The sequence below is a fragment of the Streptomyces sp. DSM 41931 genome (assembly GCF_050271085.1).
Taxonomy (GTDB): Bacteria; Actinomycetota; Actinomycetes; order Streptomycetales; family Streptomycetaceae; genus Streptomyces; species Streptomyces albogriseolus.
Genome location: NZ_CP189902.1, coordinates 3480879 through 3498200 on the forward strand (window position 1 = coordinate 3480879; position 17322 = coordinate 3498200).

Sequence of the window (17322 nt, forward strand, 5' to 3'; positions counted from 1 at the left end):
CCGGGGTCTTCGTTCTCTCTGCTCATGTCGTGCCGTTGTGCTGTACGCAAGTTCGCCAGGACTCCGGGGAAGCAGCGACGGCACGAGGAGGGTCGGGTCGAAAGGGCAGCGGGGCGCGGCGGCCTCAGCGCTGCAAGGGGATCCGGGCGGAGGCGGGAGCGGGCAGGGTGGACGCCGTGTCCGGCGAGCAGTGCGCGGGGACCAGTTCGGACTCCGGTCGCTCGGAGGAACTGTCCTGCTCCGCTTCGGTGCCCTGCTCCCCTTCGGTGTCCGGTTCCGCGGTCGTGTCCGAGAGGGGCCGGTGCCGGCAGCTGGGGGACTTGCCGTGCGCCTCGGCGTGGATGCGCTGCTTCATCGTGGGGGGCAGTGCCCTGATCGAGGACCAGGACCACGGGGAGGCCGTCGGCGCGGGCGCCTCGGTCTTCGGAGCGCTGTCGCTGTTGCGCGTCTTCTGGGTCTGGGGTACGGCCGCCGCGGCGGCCGTGGTGATGAGACCGAGCGCCGTGCACAGCGCGAGGAAGGCGGTGACAACGGTGTTCCACAGCTGCATGACCTTGTTCCTGGCCATGACCCCTCACTTTCGGGTTGGGCGATTTGCGTACTTTCCTCATGATGTGTATGAGGGCCTCGAAGTGGTGGACCGACGCCCGTGCCGCGTGGATGTTCAGATGAACACCACTCGGATGGGCGCATGAACGAAGAAAACCCTGGTTACGGGAGGAAACGGAACGAAAACACCGTGCGTGCGGGTGTGATCACCCTCCGATCGGACCGTCCGCGTCGCGTCGATCCGGTTGTCTCCGAAGGCAGTTGGAGGCGGCGACGCAGGTCACCGATCGGTATCGACCGGTGTGTATAGTCGGGCGCCAGAGGTCCCCTACGTCAAGGAAAGACGAGGTCGCGCGGTGAAGAAGCTTCTCCTGGTCGCACTGGCCGCCATCGGCGGGCTCCTCGTGTACCGCCAGATCCAGGCGGATCGCGCCGAGCAGGATCTGTGGACGGAGGCGACTGACTCCGTGCCCACGGGTTCGTGAGTACCGACATACGACGCTGAACAGACCCCGGCCGCCTGCGCGGTCGGGGTTTTGTGTGGCCGGGACCTTGTGACCGGGCCTCGTCCCCGGTGCAGGATGGGCGTCGGCACCGAGCGGGACCGGCGGCGACGAGGGGGGCGCGTGAGGGGACGGCAGGGTGAGGCGCGGCGGACGACGGCACGGGGCCGGCGCGGCGCCGCGGGGCGTCTGGGCCTGGCGGCCGCGCTCGGACTGGGGACCGTTCTCACGGGACAGCCCGCCCAGGCCGCCGGCCAGGACACCGCCCATGCGTACGCCTTCGCCGAGGACGCGCGCCGGATCGAGGGCGCCGGGAGCACCGCGGACGCCGTGGAGCTGGAGCCCGGCCGGACCTACCGCAGCACCCTTCCGCCCGACGGCAAGGTGTACTACCGCCTGGAACTGGACGACACCGGCACCGTCTACGCCTCCGCCACCGCCGTTCCGCCGTCCGGCGCGGGCGTCTCCGTCGCCGACGGCGTCAAGGTGACCGTGGAGGACGCCGACGGCCACTCCTGCGACGCGGACACGACGACCTTCGGAGCGCCGGGCAGCCCTCATCCGGTCGCCGCGTGGGCCATGCGGGAGATCTCCCCCAGAAGAAGCCTCTGCGCCGAGGCCGGGACGTACTACGTGACCGTCGAGCGGGCCGCCCCCGACGCGCGCGGCGCCTCCCCCGACCCCTGGGAGCTGGAGCTCAGCACGGTGTCGGAACCCGGGACGAGGACGCCGGACGGCACGGCCGCACCCGAGGCATGGGACTCGGCAACCCCCGCGCCCGTCCAGGGAACCGCCCGGCGCCGCGCTGGCGGAGCGGGGTTCGCGCGGGCGGCCTCGCTCGGCGAGGGCGTGTGGCGCGACGACATACGGCCGGGCCAGACGCTCTTCTACCAGGTCCCCGTCGACTGGGGCCGGCAGCTCCACGCCACCGCCGAACTGGGCAGCTCCGGCACGGACGCCTCCGGCTACGTCGCCTCCGCGCTCACCCTGGACCTCTACAACCCGGTGCGCGGCCACGTCGAGGACCTGTCCGTCGGCTACGGCGGAAGCCAGAAGTCCAAGGCGCTCAAGCCACTGCCTCCGGTCGCGTACGAGAACCGGCACGCGTCGGGGCAGCAGGTCTCCGCGGTGCGGTTCGCCGGCGCCTACTACCTCGTCGCGCACCTCTCCCCGGAGGTCGCCGAGGAGTTCGGCGACGAACCGGTGCCGCTGACGCTGCGCGTGGGGCTGGGCGGGGCGGCACAGGACGGGCCGGAGTACGCGGGCGGGACCGTGCCGCCCGACGTCTTCACCGTCGACGGCGGTGGAGGCGGCGCGGCCCCGGGCGAGGACGGCACCGCGGGCGACGAGACCCTGTACCGGGTGCTCGCGGCGGGCGGCATCGGCACCGGGAGCGCCCTGGTGGTGGGGCTCGGAGTATGGACGGTGGTGGCCCGGCGGCGGGCCGCGGCCCTTCCCGAGTGACCTGGTGACGCCGTCGCCGCCGGTGGTGCGGCGCGTGCGGCGTGTGCGGCGCGGTCAGATGCGGGTGAGCGCCCAGAAGCCCACGGCGTAGCACACCAGGGCCAGCAGCAGCACGGGCACGGCGACCCGCGCCGGAGGGCCGGGTCTGCGGGTGCCGCGCCGGCGGTGGGAGCGGGGGCCCGCAGGCGGCTGCGCGCTCCCTGTGCCCGGAGGCGGAACCTGTGACGACCGGGCGGTGTATTCAGCAGTGGAGGGTTCGGGACGCACGGCCGGTGGCGGCAGGGGGGAGCGCAGCTGATGGGTCGCTTCGTAGGGGGAGACCTCGGGCGCCGGGTGCTGGTGGCCGTACGGGGGGTGGGGTACGTACTGCGGGGGGTGTGGGCGGTGCTCGGGGGAGCGCGGAGTGGGGACCGAGGAGGGCTGGGGCGGCGGCAGGGGGAAGCTGCCGGTGTCCGACAGGGCGGCGGGCCGCGAGGCGGCGTCCGGTGGCGTGGTGGAGGAGCCGGTGGCAGTGCCGGCCGGGGTCCCGTGCCGCGGGTCGGGAGGTGCCACGCTCCATGCCGGGCGAGGCTCGGGCGTGCCGCCCTCCGCGGCACCGGAAGACGCCCCGGCTCCCGTGCCCGCCCCCTCCCCGGCCGGACGCGGCGGCGCCCCGCTGCCTCCGGCACTCTGCCCCGCTGTCCCGCCCTTGCCCACACCCACCGGCCCGCCGGCCGCCGGGTGGAGCCCGGAAGCCCTCTTCTCGGGGCCGTCCTCGGTGAACCCGGGCGGCAGCGGGCCGAGTTGGTCGAAGATCTCGATCAGCTCGTCGTCGGGGCCGGGCTCCGGCAGCAGCTCCGCCGCCGCGGCGAGCGCCTTCCGCGCCCCCGTCGCCGTGCGGAAGCGCGCCTCCGGATCGGGCTGCAGCAAGGTGGCCACCACCTGCCACAGCGGCTCCGGGATGCCCTGGGGCGCACCCGGCGTCCCGTGATCGGCGAAGTACTGGATGAGTGCCTTGGCGTCCGGCTTCGCGCCCTCGAGCAGATACAGGGCGACCAGGCCCACGGCGAACAGGTCGGCGGGGAAGTCCGGCTCGGAGCCCATCATCTGCTCCGGGGCCAGATACCCCGGGGTGCCGACGACCAGGTCGGTCTCGGTCAGCCGGGGCTCGCCCAGCCGCATGGCGATGCCGAAGTCCGACAGCCGCAGCTTCGGCCTGCCCCGGCCGGTGGCCTCCAGCAGCACGTTGGCGGGCTTGATGTCGCGGTGCACCACATCCTCCGCGTGCACCGCCGCGAGTCCCGAGAGGAGCTGGTCGAGCAGGGTGCAGACGAACGCGGGCGGCAGCGGGCCGTAGTCCCCGACCAGGTGCACCAGGGAACCGCCGGCCACCAGGTCCATGGTGAACAGGACCTTGTCGTCGTCGGCGGCCCAGCTGGTGGGGGCGAGCACATGCGGGTGGTCGATCCGCAGCGCCTGCTCGCGCACGAAGCGCAGCAGTGAATGGGCGTCGCTCTGCAGCAGCACCTTCGCCGCGACATAACGGCGACGGCGGTGGTCCCAGGCGCGCCAGACCGCGCCCACACCCCCGCGTCCGATCGGGTCGACCAGCTCGTACCGGCCGGCGAAGACCTCACCCATGACTGCGCGTCGCTCCTCCCCCTGAGGTGTCCCCTGTCTCTCCCCCACGCCGAGCGGTGCGACTCCCCCTGTGCCCCGGTGTCCCCCCTGCCCTCACGTGTCACCGGCGGCCGAGCCCCCTTCGGCCGCCGGGGTGGTGCGTCAGCTCTGGTGCGCCTGGTAGTGCGTGACCGCGTCGGCCGTGCGGCCGGCGCCGTAGACCCGGAGGAACTCCGCCAGCTCCGGGTGGGCGGGTGCGAGGGAGTCCGCGGCGTCGAGGATGTCGCCGGCGGCCGCCACCGAACGCAGCAGGGACTGGATCTCACGGACCACGCGCTTGACCGTGGGAGCACCTGAACTGCTCGTGGTGGTCGTGGTGTTGGTGAGGACAGAACCCCCCTGGGACTTCTTGATCTCCTCCATGCGCTCCGTGGCCTCGGCCGCGCTGACGCTGCCGTCCGCGACCTGCCCCGCCAGGTCCTGGAGCAGCTGCACGCGCTGGACCACCGCCGGATTGCCGATCTTCGCCCGCTGGCCGCTCATCAGCTGCGACAGCATCGGCGCGGACAGTCCGAGCACCCCCGCCAGACGGGCCTGGTTGAGACCCAGGTCGTCTATGAGCCTACGGAAGAGCGCCCCCAACGGCTCCCCGTACCAATTCCGCTGCAGTTCCCGCGCTCTGGCGGTGGCTTCCTGCTGTGCGGCGTCCATTGCGTCTCCCCATCGCTTCCCCATGAACCGTGGTTCGCTAGAGCGAACCACGCCACGCATCTTACGGAGAGTGGTTGGTCACGGGGACCCCCAATCTTTTTGCGGAATCCCCGGGGGGACCCGGTACTCTTGTCCCGGACGCCTGCCGGGATGTGTTTGTCCTGGTGGACGCATTCCCTCCGGGGCCTTAGCTCAGTTGGTAGAGCGCTGTCTTTGCATGGCAGATGTCAGGGGTTCGACTCCCCTAGGCTCCACAGAGAAGACCCCTCCACCTGCGGAAACGCGGTGCGAGGGGTCTTGTTTCACGTGAAACGACGCGGCGGGACAGAGGGCCAATTCCTCTGTCCCGCCGCGTCGTTCGCGCCGTTCCTCGTGCTGACGGTCAGCTTCTGCGGTCACTCCTCGTCGCGCTTGGCGGCCTCTTCCTCGGCCTCCTTGGCCGCGACCTCGGGGTCCAGGGTCCCCACGTCGCTGCCGTCCACGGAGGTCAGGGTGGTCGAGCCGGACACGTCCGTCGCGGCCGGCGGTTCCACCAGCCAGTCGGGGTTGGCCTGCTTGTCCCACCACTTCCAGGCGGCGTAGGCGCCTCCTGCCACGGCGCCCACGATCAGCACGACCTTGGCCGCACGGCCGGCCGCGGCCCGCCGCTGCTGCTTGCGCACGAGCTTCTGGATCTGCCGGGCCGTGACCTGGCCCCGCAGAGCGGCGAGCGCGGCCGCGCTCCTGGCCGCGGCCTCCTCCCGGGCGGGTCCGGCGGCGGCCACCGCCTGCTCGAGCACTGGCCGGGAGTACTCCGCGGCCTGGCGCGCGGCGAGGCGCGTGCGGACGGCGGCCTGGTGGGCGGCCTTGTCGACCTTCGGCGGCACGTGGGTCCGGGCCTGTTCCAGGTACGGCTGCACACGGGCGTCGTACTGCACGCGCGCCTGTTCCGCGGCCACGCGTGCCTGCTCCGCGGCCTGCGTCACCTTGGGCGCGAGCCGTACGCGGGCCTCCTGTGCGTAGTGTGCGGCCCTGACCTTGGCCGTGTCGGCGTAGGGCGCCACCACTTCCGCGGCGTGCAGCACGCTGTCCTTCGCCGAACCGGTCGCGGCGCGCACGCTGTCGATGCGGGTCACGAGTTCCTCCTCCTCGGTGGCGTACGGTATTTCGACTTTCCACCCTTTTCCGGATCATGCCTGCCGGGTCGGCGCGCGGCATGCGTGGACGGGCGAACGGGTGCCGCCCTCGGTGACCGACGGCGATATCGAGGGCAAGAGGGCGAATGCGGTGCAACGGGTCTTTGTCGCCGACGATGCCACGGATCGGCACGATGCGCCCGCGGCGCGGAAGAACTCGTGACGGTTTCCGCGAGCGGTACGGCCCGGGACGCCCCCGGGGGTACGGAGGCCGGGCGACTGCGCGGCCGGTCCGTGCGAGGATCAGGGAGTCACGGAAAGACAACGGAAGGCACATCGTGGCTACGCAGCTTTACGCCACCCTGAAGACCAATCACGGCGACATCCAGGTCCAGCTCTTCCCGGACCACGCGCCGCAGACGGTCAAGAACTTCGTCGAGCTCGCCAAGGGCGAGCGGGAGTGGACGCACCCCCAGACCGGGCAGAAGACCACGGACAAGCTCTACGACGGCACGGTCTTCCACCGGGTGATCAGCGGTTTCATGATCCAGGGCGGTGACCCGCTGGGCAACGGCACCGGCGGTCCCGGCTACCAGTTCGGGGACGAGTTCCACCCGGACCTGCGCTTCGACAAGCCCTACCTGCTGGCGATGGCCAACGCGGGCCCGGGCACCAACGGCTCGCAGTTCTTCATCACGGTCTCCCCGACGGCCTGGCTGAACCGCAAGCACACGATCTTCGGCGAGGTCACCGACGCCGCCAGCCAGAAGGTCGTCGACACCATCGCCTCGACGCAGACCAACCCGCGCACCGACCGTCCGGTGAAGGACGTGGTCATCGAGTCGGTCGAGATCCGCGAGGGCTGACTGAGTCCTTCGCTCCCCGGGTGCGAAAGCCTCCAAGGGAACCAATCGCCCCGCTCATCCGTAAGGATGGGCGGGGCGGGGCTTTCCCAACGACCTAGGGGATCTCATGGACGAGCAGGCCGCCGGCGGCCGGCAGGACGCCCAGCGCGTCCCGGGCTGTTACCGCCACCCGGACCGCGAGACCGGTGTCCGCTGTACCCGGTGCGAGCGGCCGATCTGCCCGGAGTGCATGGTCGAGGCCTCGGTCGGTTTCCAGTGCCCGGAGTGCGTCCGCGGCGGCGGGGGCACGGGGCACGCGCCGTCCGCCTCCCTGCCCCGCACGCTGGCCGGCGGGAGCATCGCCGCGGATCCCCGGCTGGTGACCAAGATCCTCATCGGGATCAATGTCGCGGTGTTCCTCGCCGTGACGATCGAGAAGTCACTGCTGGCCGATCTCTACCTGGTGGGGGCCTGGCCGCCGGCGCCGTTCATGCCCACCCAGGGCGTTGCGGGCGGCGAGTGGTACCGCCTGGTGACCTCGATGTTCACGCACGAGGAACCCTGGCACATCGGCTTCAACATGCTCAGCCTGTGGCTGCTGGGCGGCCCGCTGGAACAGCATCTCGGCCGGGCGCGTTATCTCGCGCTGTATCTGATCTCTGGTCTCGCGGGCAGCGCCCTGACGTATCTGCTGGCCGGGGGGAGCACGGCCTCGCTCGGCGCGTCGGGCGCGGTCTTCGGGCTGTTCGGCGCGACGGCCGTGCTGATGCGCCGCCTCCGCTACGACATGCGGCCGATCATCGCGCTGCTGGTGATCAACCTCGTCATCACCTTCAGCTGGAGCGGCATCGCCTGGCAGGCCCATATCGGCGGGCTGGTCGCCGGTGTCGTCGTCGGCTACGCGATGGTGCACGCCCCGCGTGAGCGGCGGGCGCTGGTCCAGTACGGCACCTGTGCGCTGGTGCTGGGCCTGGTCGTGCTGATCACGCTGGTGAGGACCGCGCAGCTCACCTGAGCCGGAGTTTGTCCACAGACGGTGCCGGATCTTGTGCACACCGTGCGAGAAGCGTGCCCGGTCCGGTTGCTGACCGCTGTTTCCGCAGGTCAGGATGTATACGAACAGGTTTTCGGTTGGTGGTGTTTCTGTCACACCGGCGTCAACCCCGGAGGGGGTTATCCACAGATCGGGTCGCCTATCCACATGTGGACAAGGGCTGTGGATAACTCAGGGGATAACCCTGCCCAGAGCTGTGGGCCCCTCCGGGCAGGGCAGGGCTCAGCGCCCGGCCGGAGCCGTGCGCGGAGCCCGGTCCGGCGCTACTTCCACTGCGTGGAGACGCCGAACCCGGCGGCGATGAAGCCGAAGCCCACCACGATGTTCCAGTTGCCCAGCTGGTCGATGGGCAGCGAGCCGTCCGTGACGTAGAAGACGACGATCCAGGCCAGGCCGATGAGGAACAGCGCCAGCATCACCGGCGCGACCCAGGCGCGGTTGGTCAGCTTGATCGCGGCCGTCTGCTTGGCCGGTGGCGGCGTGTAGTCGGCCTTCTTGCGGATACGTGACTTCGGCACGAGGGTCTCTCCTGTCGATGCGCTGCGTGGCCGCGCAGGGTCTGGGTCGGGCTCGGGGCAGCGTACAAGGGGACTCTGAGTGCTCCCCCGGGCGTCCGTTAGCGTAGTGCTTCTACGGCGCCGAAGGAGATAAGGGTACGTTGAGCAATTCTGCCGACTTCCCGGGGACGGAATCCAGTCCCGCGGCCCGCCCACGCCGTCCGCGTCCGGTGCGGGTGCTCACCGCGGGCATCTTCGCCCTCGCGGGCCTCCTCTTCTTCGTCAGTTTCGACACGGCCAAGGGCACCAACATCCGCACGGACGCCTCCCTGCTGAAGCTGTCCGACCTGATCCACGAGCGCAGCCGCAAGAACGCCGAGCTCGACGAGTCCAACGGCGCGTTGCGCAAGGACATAGAAGCCCTCGCCGAGCGGGACGACGGCAGCACCGAGGCCGAGGACGCCAAGCTGGCCGCGCTGGAGGAGCGCGCCGGCACCCAGGAGCTGAAGGGCGAGGCGGTCACCGTCACGCTGAACGACGCGCCGCCGGACGCCACCGCCAAGCTCCCCGGCTATCCCGAGCCGCAGCCGGACTACCTGGTCATCCACCAGCAGGACCTCCAGGCCGTGGTGAACGCCATGTGGCAGGGCGGCGCCGAGGGCATCCAGGTGATGGACCAGCGGCTGATCTCCACCAGCGCCGTCCGCTGCGTGGGCAACACCCTGATCCTCCAGGGCCGCGTCTACTCGCCGCCGTACACGATCACCGCGGTCGGGGAGCCGGAGAAGCTGAAGAAGGCGCTCGCCGCCTCGCCCGCGATCCAGAACTACATGGTCTACGTCAATGTCTACGGCCTCGGCTGGAAGGTCGAGGACGAGGGGACCACGACCCTGCCCGGCTACTCCGGCACGGTGGACCTGCACTACGCCGAACCCCTGGACTGACACCCGCCGTCCCCCCGCCCGGCCGGTTTCACGTGGAACATGCGCCCGGTATCGAGGCGATCGGCCCCGCGGCACGTACTCAGGGGTGCCTACAGCGGACCGGTCGGCTTGTCACACAGCCTGTGGAGGCCGGGAAACAGAGGGCGTTGCGCCGTTAGTCTGGTGGCGTACGGCGTGGGTCAGGTGCCGTGGTACGACGGAAGGGACGGCATGTACAGCTGGATCTGGCGGCATCTGCCGGGCAACGGATGGGTGAGGGCACTCATCTCACTCGTGCTGATCACCGTCGTGGTCTACGTCCTCTTCCAGTACGTCTTCCCGTGGGCGGAGCCGCTGCTGCCCTTCAACGATGTGACGGTGGACAACCAGTGAGCGCGCGCATTCTCGTCGTCGACAACTACGACAGCTTCGTCTTCAACCTGGTCCAGTACCTGTACCAGCTGGGCGCCGAGTGCGAGGTCCTGCGCAACGACGAGGTGTCGACGGGCCACGCCCAGGACGGCTTCGACGGCGTGCTGCTGTCCCCCGGCCCCGGGACCCCCGAAAAGGCCGGAGTCTGCGTGGACATGGTGCGGCACTGCGCCGCGACCGGTGTGCCCGTCTTCGGCGTCTGCCTCGGCATGCAGTCGATGCAGGTGGCCTACGGCGGTGTCGTCGACCGCGCCCCCGAGCTGCTGCACGGCAAGACCTCCCCGGTGACGCACGAGGGCAAGGGCGTCTTCGCCGGGCTGCCCTCCCCGTTCACCGCCACCCGGTACCACTCGCTGGCCGCCGAGCCGGCCACGGTGCCGGCCGAGCTGGAGGTCACGGCCCGCACCGAGGACGGCATCGTGATGGGACTGAGGCACCGTGAGCTCCCGGTGGAGGGGGTGCAGTTCCACCCCGAGTCGGTGCTGACCGAGCACGGCCACCGGATGCTGGCCAACTGGCTCGCGGAGTGCGGTGACCCGGACGCGGTGGCGAGGTCCGCGGGGCTCGCCCCGGTGGTGGGCAGGTCCTCGGCGTGACGGCGCTGCGCCCCGAGCGCGAGTCCGGCGCCCACGGGTACGGCGCCGGCGACCAGGGCACCTCGTACGGCGGGCAGCCGTACGGGGTCCAGGGTGCGTACGGGGACGGCTGGTACGGCCAGGCGGCGACGCCCGGCCCCTTCGCGGGCGGCGCCGACGACGCCACCGCGCAGCTCCCGCCGGTCGACGAGGAGACCGTCGCGCTGCGCATCCCGGACCCGCCCCCGCGGACGGCGCGCGAGGAGGCTCCGCCGACCGGGGGCCGGGCGGCCCGCAGGAAGGCGGCCAGGAAGCGCCACGGGCACCGTGGAGGCTCTCACAAGGCGGGGGACGGGTCACCGGTCGGAAGAGCAGGTGACGGGGCCTCTGAGGGGGCATCACGGGCTCCGCTGTCCCGGGTCGAGGCGCGCCGCCAGGCACGAGCGCGCAAGCCTGGCCCGGCGGTCGTGGCGAGCCGCGCCATCGGCGAGGTGTTCATCACCACCGGCGTGCTGATGCTGCTGTTCGTCACCTATCAGCTGTGGTGGACGAACGTGCGGGCGCAGGCACAGGCCGGCAAGGAGGCCAGCGACCTCCAGCAGGACTGGGAGAACGGCGAGCGCAGGCCCGGTGCGTTCGAGCCCGGGCAGGGTTTCGCGCTGCTGCACATACCGAAGCTGGACGTGGTGGTCCCGATCGCCGAGGGCATCAGCAGCAAGAAGGTGCTCGACCGGGGCATGGTCGGCCACTACGCGGAGGGCGCGCTGAAGACGGCGATGCCCTACGACAAGACCGGCAACTTCGGTCTGGCGGGGCACCGCAACACGCATGGGGAGCCGTTCCGGTACATCAACCGGCTGCAGCCGGGCGATCCGATCGTCGTGGAGACGCAGGACAAGTACTTCGTCTACAAGACGGCGTCGATGCTGCCGGTGACGCCGCCGAGCAACGTCAGCGTCCTCGACCCGGTGCCCAAGGGATCGGGTTTCACCGGACCGGGCCGCTACATCACGCTGACCACGTGCACACCTGAGTTCACCAGCAAGTACCGCTTGATCGTCTGGGGTCAGATGGTCGAGGAACGGCCGCGCAGCAAGGGCAAGCCGGATGCGCTCGTCAGTTAAGGGCAGAGGAAACGTGGCAGCGACCGCCGACGACACCGCACAGCACACGCACGCGTCCCCGCCTCCCCGGGGGCGCCGCCGTCTGGGGCCGGTGGCCATGGTGATCAGCTTCTTCGGGGAGATGCTCATCACCGCGGGGGTGGTGCTCGGCCTGTTCGTCGTCTACTCGCTGTGGTGGACGAACGTCGTCGCGGACCGCGCCGCGGACCGGCAGGCGGACAAGGTCCGCGACTCCTGGGCGCAGGAGTCCGACGGTGCCGAACGCGCCGCGCCCGCCGTCTACGACAGCAAGAACGGCATCGGCTTCCTGCACGTGCCCACGATGAGCGACGAGGACATCCTCGTGGAGAAGGGCACGTCGATGAAGGTCCTCAACGACGGCGTCGCCGGCTACTACACGGACCCCGTGAAGGCGACGCTGCCGACGTCCGGCAAGAAGGGCAACTTCTCCCTCGCCGCGCACCGGGACGGCCACGGCGCCAAGTTCCACGGCATCCACAAGATCAAGAAGGGTGACCCGGTCGTCTTCGAGACGAAGGACACGTGGTTCGTCTACAAGGTCTACGGCATCCTCCCGGAGACCTCGAAGTACAACGTCGGCGTCCTCGCCAAGGTCCCCGAGGAGTCCGGCCGCGAGAAGGCCGGCCACTACATCACGCTGACGACCTGCACGCCGATCTACACCAGCAAGTACCGCTACATCGTGTGGGGCGAACTGGTCCGCAAGGAGAAGGTGGACGAGAACCGCACGCCGCCGGAGGAGCTGCGCTGAGCGCCTGCCCTCACGGGAACAGCAAGGAGCCCCGGTCCCCTCCGAAGAGGGGGCCGGGGCTCCTGTCGTACGGGGACCCGCGGGTCAGCCGAAGATGCCGCCGTCGCCGCCACCGCCGCCGACCGTGAACAGGGTCACTCCCGTGCCCTTGTCCACCTGGCTGTCCTGGGGCGGGTTGGAGGTGATCACGCGGGCGTTGGGATCGCCCGGGCCCTGCACACCGGCGACGGAGAGGCCCGCCTCCTGGAGCATGCGCTGGGCGTCCTCGAGCTTCTGGCCGTTGACCTTGGGCACGGCCACCTTCTCGGGTGCCTTCGCCTTGCCGATGAAGATCTGCACCTGGGTGCCCTTGGAGACCTCGGTGTTCGCCGAGGGCGAGGTGCGGATGACCTTGCCGACCAGGTTCGGGTCGTCGGTCTCCTCCTCGACGCAGCTGCCCGTGAGGTTGTTCGCCGTCATCTGGGCCGTGGCCTCTTCACAGCTCTTGGTGACGACGTCCGGGACCGTGGCCTTCTCCTCGGCCTTGGCGACCGTGAGGGTGACGGTGGTGCCCTTCTCCACCTCTTCGCCGAGATCCGGGTTCTGCTCGATGACCGTGCCCGGTTCCTCGCCGCTGATCTCTTCCTCGACCTCGACGACGAACCCGTACTTCTCGCCTTCGAGTTCGGCCTTGGCGTCCTCGAGCTTGTCGCCGATCACACTCGGCACCGCGACCTTCGGCGCGCCGGTGGAGACGACCAGGTTGACGGTGTCGCCCTTCTCCACCTTGGTCCCGGCCGTCGGGTCCTGCTCACAGACGTTGCCCTTGGCCTGCTTCTCGCAGGGCTCCTCCGTGAAGCTCAGCTTCAACTCGCTGTTGGCGGCGAGTTTCTGGGCGTTCGCCTTGGTCTCGCCGACGAAGTTGGGGGCCGCGACGGTGCTGTTGTCCACGCCGTCGCCGCTGATCGCCCACCGGCCGATCAGAATGGCGCCGATCAGGACCAGGACACCGGCCACGACCAGCAATATCGTGCTGGTGTTGTTCCTCTTCTGCGGGCGGCGCCGGCTCTGGCGGTCGTCGTAGCCGTAACCGCCGTCGTCCGGGTTCATGGGCGGCAGCATCGAGGTGGCGCCCGCGCCGGCGTCCGAGCGCAGCGCCGTCGTCGGCTGGTCGTCCGGGTAGCCGCCGTAGCCGACGGCGCCCATGGCGGCGGTCGCCGCGACCGGCTGGCCGTCGAGGCAGGCCTCGATGTCGGCGCGCATCTCGTCGGCCGACTGGTAGCGGTAGTCGGGGTCCTTGACCAGTGCCTTCAGGACGATCGCGTCCATCTCGGGCGTGATCTCGGGGTCGAAGACGCTCGGCGGCTGCGGCTCCTCCCGAACATGCTGGTACGCGACCGCGACCGGGGAGTCGCCGACGAACGGCGGCCGCACGGTGAGCAGTTCGTACAGCAGGCAGCCGGTGGAGTACAGGTCGGAGCGCGCGTCCACCTGCTCGCCCTTGGCCTGCTCCGGGGAGAGGTACTGGGCGGTGCCGATGACGGCGGCGGTCTGGGTCATCGTCATGCCGGAGTCGCCCATGGCGCGGGCGATGCCGAAGTCCATGACCTTGACCTGGCCGTTGCGCGTCAGCATGACGTTCGCCGGCTTGATGTCGCGGTGGACGATGCCGGCCCGGTGGGAGTACTCGAGCGCCTGGAGGATGCCGATGGTCATCTCGAGCGTCCGCTCCGGCAGCAGCTTGCGACCGCTGTGCAGCAGCTCACGGAGCGTGGAGCCGTCGACGTACTCCATGACGATGTACGGGATGGAGACCCCGTCGATGTAGTCCTCGCCCGTGTCGTAGACCGCGACGATCGCGGGATGGTTGAGCGAGGCGGCCGACTGGGCCTCCCGGCGGAACCGGGCCTGGAAGGACGGGTCACGCGCCAGGTCGGCGCGCAGCGTCTTCACTGCCACGGTGCGGCCGAGGCGGGTGTCGTGAGCGAGGTAGACCTCGGCCATTCCACCGCGACCGAGCACCTGGCCCAGTTCGTACCGGCCGCCGAGGCGACGCGGCTCTTCCATAGCTACCTACCAGCCCTCTCCGTCGGTCCCGACCGGCACCCTTGTGCGGTCGGAGGCTGCGTTCCGGGCCTACCGTACCCGGCTCTTTTTCTGTGCCCTGGCAAAGTGCGTCAGCCGATACAGGACCGGTACCGCAACGTGCACCGATGTGAAGCAGACGTGACCGGGGTCACTCCTTGCTCTTGAGGACCGCCTCCATGACGCTCTTGGCGATCGGGGCCGCGAGGCCGCCACCGGAGATGTCACCTCGCACCGCGTTCTCGTCCTCGATGACGACCGCCACGGCGACGGGCGCGCTGCCGTCGTCGGTCTTGGCGTAGGAGATGAACCAGGCGTACGGGTTCTTGCTGTTGTTCTCGCCGTGCTGGGCGGTACCGGTCTTGCCGCCGACCGTGACGCCGTCGATCTTGGCGTTGCCGCCGGTGCCGTCGTTGACGACGGTCTCCATCATCGACTGGAGGATCTGGGCGTTCTCCGGCGAGAGCGGCTCGCTGAACTTCTCCGGGTCGGTCTTCTCGATGGTGTCCAGGCCGGGCGTCTGCAGCTCGTCGACCATGTACGGCTTCATCAGCGTGCCGTTGTTGGCGACGGCGGCGGCGACCATGGCCATCTGCAGCGGGGTCGCCGCGGTGTTGAACTGGCCGATGGAGGACAGCGCGACCTGCGACGGCTCCATGTCCTTGTCGAACAGGGAGGAGCTGGTGCGGACCGGCGTGAAGTGCTCCTCGCCGAAGCCGAACTTCTTGGCCGTCTCCAGCATCTTGTCGTTGCCGAGGTCGGTGCCGAGCTTGCCGAAGACGGTGTTGCAGGAGACGCGGAGTGCCTGGCGGAGGCTGGCGTCCTTGCAGTCCAGGTCGCCGTCGTTCTTCAGCTCGGTCGTGGTGCCCTTCATGATGTAGGGCAGCGGGGTGTCGGTCTTCTGGTCCGCGTCCTCGACCATGCCGTGCTCCAGCGCGGCGGCCGCCGTGACGACCTTGAAGGTCGAACCGGGCGGGTACACCTCGCGGAGCGCCCGGTTCAGCATCGGGTCGTCCGGGTTGTTCTTCTTCTGCAGCTTCTGCCAGGCCTTGGCGTCCGTCTCGAGGCTGTTGCCCGCGATCGTGGACGGGTCGTACGACGGGTACGAGGCCAGCGCGAGGATCTTGCCGGTGGACGGCTCCAGGGCGACGACGGAGCCCTTGCCGCCCTGCTTCTTCAGGCCGTTGTAGGCGGCCTTCTGGGCGGCGCCGCTGAGCGTGGTGACGACGTTGCCGCCCTGCTTCTTCTTGCCGGTCAGCATGTCGAGCGTGTTGCGGAAGAACAGCCGGTCGTCGTTGCCGGTGAGGATGCCGTCCTCGATGGACTCCAGCTGGTTGGCGCCGAAGGCCTGGGAGACGTAGCCGGTGACCGGCGCCCACATGGCGCCGTTCTTGTACGTGCGCTTGTACGCGAAGTCGCCGCCGGTCGCCTTGTGACCGGTGATGGGCTCGCCGTCGACGATGATGTCGCCGCGCGGGGTGGCGTAGCGCTCGATCGCCACGCGGCGGTTCTTCTCGTCCGTCCGCAGCTTGTCGGCCTGGGCGTACTGGATCCAGTTGTTCCTGACGAGCAGGGCGAGCATGAGCAGGCCGCAGAAGATGGCGACCCGGCGCAGGGGCTTGTTCACGGGCGGACCACCTGGGTCATCTCGGCGTCGGGGTTGGAGGCGGGGGCGGGCGCCGGACGGCGGGCGGTGTCGCTGATCCTGAGCAGGATGCCGATCAGCGCCCAGTTGGCGATCACGGAGGAACCTCCGTACGCCAGGAAGGGCATGGTCATACCGGTCAGCGGGATGAGGCCCATGACGCCGCCGGCCACCACGAAGACCTGGAGCGCGAAGGCGCCGGAGAGGCCGATGGCGAGCAGCTTGCCGAACGGGTCGCGGGCGGCGAGGGCGGTCCGCACGCCCCGCTCCACGATCAGCGCGTAGAGCAGCAGCAGCGCCATGACGCCGGCCAGGCCGAGCTCCTCGCCGAAGGTGGCGAGGATGAAGTCGGAGTTGGCCGCGAATCCGATGAGGTCGGAGTGGCCCTGGCCCCAGCCCGAGCCGAGGGTGCCGCCGGAGCCGAACGCCCACAGCGCCTGCATGGCCTGCTCGGAGTGGACGATGCCGTCCTGGACGCCGGCGCGGCTGAGGTCGAACTCGCGCTCCGGGTTCAGCCAGGCCTGCACACGCGTCTGGATGTGCGGCTCGAAGCTCGCCACGCCGACGGCGCCGGCCGCGGACATCAGTAGACCGAAGACGATCCAGCTGGTCCGCTCGGTGGCGACGTACAGCATGATCACGAACATGCCGAAGAACAGCAGCGAGGTGCCGAGGTCGGTCTCGAAGACCAGGATCAGGATGGAGATGATCCAGACCACGATGATCGGGCCGAGGTCACGGCCGCGGGGCAGGTAGAGCCCCATGAAGCGGCGGCTGGCCAGGGCCAGCGCGTCCCGCTTGACCATCAGGTAGCCGGCGAAGAACACCGCCAGCACGATCTTGGCGAACTCACCGGGCTGCAGCGTGCCGAGGCCGGGGATCTTGATCCAGATCCTGGCGCCGAAGACGTTGTGGCCGAGGCCCGGGACCAGCGGCAGGAGCAGCAGCACCAGCGCGCCCGCCATCGAGATGTAGGTGTAGCGCTGCAGGACGCGGTGGTCCTTGAGGAAGAAGAGCACGGCCACGAACAGGGCCACGCCGATCGCCGAGTACATCAGCTGGCGCGGCGCGGCCTCCACGAAGGTCCGGCTCTGCTGGAGGCGCTCGGACTGGTCCAGGCGCCAGATGGCGACCAGCCCCAGGCCGTTGAGCAGCGTGGCGAGCGGCAGCAGCAGCGGGTCCGCGTACGGGGCGAACTTGCGCACGGCGAGGTGGCCGAGGCCCGCCATCAGGCCGAGCCCCAGGCCGTAGCTCAGCAGCCCGGCGGGCACCTGGTCGTCGAGGGCGAGGCCCACGTTGGCGTAGGCGAAGACCGGGATGACGACGGCGAACACCAGCAGCGCCAGCTCGGTGTTGCGGCGGCTGGGCGCGCCGATGGCACCGATCGTGGACGTGTGCTGCGTCGACGGGTTGGTAGTACTGCTCATCGTGTGACAGGGCCTCTCACGGC

General features: G+C 70.1%; 18 protein-coding genes and 1 tRNA gene. 11 read left to right on the plus strand and 8 right to left on the minus strand.

Annotated elements, in window-relative coordinates; all coding sequences use genetic code 11:
* Positions 1-124: 124 nt before the first annotated feature.
* The gene (locus tag ACP7TJ_RS16145) at positions 125-568 is read right to left on the minus strand and encodes a DUF6344 domain-containing protein (RefSeq protein ID WP_266398770.1); all 444 of its coding nucleotides are present in this window, start codon (positions 566-568) and stop codon (positions 125-127) included.
* 337 nt (positions 569-905) lie between these two features.
* Between ACP7TJ_RS16145 and ACP7TJ_RS16150 the strand changes: the two genes are divergently transcribed.
* Positions 906-1034, plus strand: coding sequence for a DLW-39 family protein (locus tag ACP7TJ_RS16150; protein ID WP_003999697.1), 129 nt, complete (start codon positions 906-908; stop codon positions 1032-1034).
* Between the two features lie 141 nt (positions 1035-1175).
* Entirely contained in the window at positions 1176-2516 is a 1341-nt protein-coding gene (locus tag ACP7TJ_RS16155) for a hypothetical protein (protein WP_427763598.1), read from the plus strand.
* 54 nt (positions 2517-2570) lie between these two features.
* On the opposite strand, the gene ACP7TJ_RS16160 is transcribed toward ACP7TJ_RS16155, so the two are convergent.
* Together ACP7TJ_RS16160 and ACP7TJ_RS16165 are read right to left on the minus strand one after the other, a co-directional pair.
* Positions 2571-4136, minus strand: coding sequence for a protein kinase domain-containing protein (locus ACP7TJ_RS16160; protein ID WP_427763600.1), 1566 nt, complete (start codon positions 4134-4136; stop codon positions 2571-2573).
* A gap of 141 nt (positions 4137-4277) precedes the next feature.
* The gene (locus tag ACP7TJ_RS16165; protein WP_093764303.1) at positions 4278-4826 is read right to left on the minus strand and encodes a helix-turn-helix domain-containing protein; all 549 of its coding nucleotides are present in this window, start codon (positions 4824-4826) and stop codon (positions 4278-4280) included.
* Between the two features lie 181 nt (positions 4827-5007).
* On the opposite strand from ACP7TJ_RS16165, the gene ACP7TJ_RS16170 reads away from it, so the two are divergent.
* Positions 5008-5080, plus strand: a tRNA-Ala gene (locus ACP7TJ_RS16170).
* Positions 5081-5221: 141 nt separating this feature from the next.
* On the opposite strand, the gene ACP7TJ_RS16175 is transcribed toward ACP7TJ_RS16170, so the two are convergent.
* Positions 5222-5941, minus strand: coding sequence for a DUF5324 family protein (locus tag ACP7TJ_RS16175; RefSeq protein ID WP_093764304.1), 720 nt, complete (start codon positions 5939-5941; stop codon positions 5222-5224).
* A gap of 16 nt (positions 5942-5957) precedes the next feature.
* On the opposite strand from ACP7TJ_RS16175, the gene ACP7TJ_RS16180 reads away from it, so the two are divergent.
* From ACP7TJ_RS16180 to ACP7TJ_RS16190, 3 genes are all read left to right on the plus strand, one after another.
* Positions 5958-6164 (plus strand): hypothetical protein, encoded by a 207-nt coding sequence (locus ACP7TJ_RS16180; protein WP_141683494.1) that lies wholly within the window; start codon positions 5958-5960, stop codon positions 6162-6164.
* A 115-nt stretch (positions 6165-6279) separates the two neighbouring features.
* Positions 6280-6807 carry a peptidylprolyl isomerase gene (locus ACP7TJ_RS16185; protein WP_093764305.1) on the plus strand — a complete coding sequence of 176 codons (528 nt, stop codon included), beginning with the start codon at positions 6280-6282 and terminating at the stop codon, positions 6805-6807.
* Between the two features lie 106 nt (positions 6808-6913).
* Entirely contained in the window at positions 6914-7801 is an 888-nt protein-coding gene (locus ACP7TJ_RS16190) for a rhomboid family intramembrane serine protease (RefSeq protein WP_370163876.1), read from the plus strand.
* 302 nt (positions 7802-8103) lie between these two features.
* Here ACP7TJ_RS16190 and crgA read toward each other — a convergent pair whose 3' ends face one another.
* The gene (crgA, locus tag ACP7TJ_RS16195) at positions 8104-8358 is read right to left on the minus strand and encodes a cell division protein CrgA (RefSeq protein WP_037640637.1); all 255 of its coding nucleotides are present in this window, start codon (positions 8356-8358) and stop codon (positions 8104-8106) included.
* A 140-nt stretch (positions 8359-8498) separates the two neighbouring features.
* Here crgA and ACP7TJ_RS16200 point away from each other — a divergent pair, with 140 nt between their 5' ends.
* The 5 genes from ACP7TJ_RS16200 (at position 8499) to ACP7TJ_RS16220 (ending at position 12163) form a co-directional block, all read left to right on the plus strand.
* Complete coding sequence (locus ACP7TJ_RS16200) at positions 8499-9281, plus strand: DUF881 domain-containing protein (protein WP_093764307.1); 783 nt, start codon at positions 8499-8501, stop codon at positions 9279-9281.
* A gap of 210 nt (positions 9282-9491) precedes the next feature.
* Positions 9492-9653 carry a hypothetical protein gene (locus ACP7TJ_RS16205; protein WP_156700673.1) on the plus strand — a complete coding sequence of 54 codons (162 nt, stop codon included), beginning with the start codon at positions 9492-9494 and terminating at the stop codon, positions 9651-9653.
* On the plus strand, positions 9650-10288 hold the full coding sequence (locus tag ACP7TJ_RS16210; RefSeq protein WP_093764309.1) for an aminodeoxychorismate/anthranilate synthase component II: 639 nt from the start codon (positions 9650-9652) through the stop codon (positions 10286-10288). Before ACP7TJ_RS16205 ends, ACP7TJ_RS16210 begins: the two co-directional genes overlap by 4 nt.
* Entirely contained in the window at positions 10285-11391 is a 1107-nt protein-coding gene (locus tag ACP7TJ_RS16215; protein ID WP_093764310.1) for a class E sortase, read from the plus strand. The genes ACP7TJ_RS16210 and ACP7TJ_RS16215 overlap by 4 nt, the downstream gene beginning before the upstream one ends.
* Before the next feature lie 13 nt (positions 11392-11404).
* Positions 11405-12163: a class E sortase gene (locus tag ACP7TJ_RS16220; protein WP_189910073.1), complete on the plus strand. Its 759-nt coding sequence runs from the start codon at positions 11405-11407 to the stop codon at positions 12161-12163.
* A gap of 84 nt (positions 12164-12247) precedes the next feature.
* Here the strand turns inward: ACP7TJ_RS16220 and pknB are convergent, their stop codons facing one another.
* The 3 genes from pknB to ACP7TJ_RS16235 form a co-directional block, all read right to left on the minus strand.
* Complete coding sequence (pknB, locus tag ACP7TJ_RS16225; protein WP_367453038.1) at positions 12248-14209, minus strand: Stk1 family PASTA domain-containing Ser/Thr kinase; 1962 nt, start codon at positions 14207-14209, stop codon at positions 12248-12250.
* A gap of 169 nt (positions 14210-14378) precedes the next feature.
* Positions 14379-15854: a peptidoglycan D,D-transpeptidase FtsI family protein gene (locus ACP7TJ_RS16230; protein WP_167741366.1), complete on the minus strand. Its 1476-nt coding sequence runs from the start codon at positions 15852-15854 to the stop codon at positions 14379-14381.
* Positions 15851-17299 (minus strand): FtsW/RodA/SpoVE family cell cycle protein, encoded by a 1449-nt coding sequence (locus ACP7TJ_RS16235; protein WP_167741365.1) that lies wholly within the window; start codon positions 17297-17299, stop codon positions 15851-15853. Before ACP7TJ_RS16235 ends, ACP7TJ_RS16230 begins: the two co-directional genes overlap by 4 nt.
* Between the last annotated feature and the right edge of the window lie 23 nt (positions 17300-17322).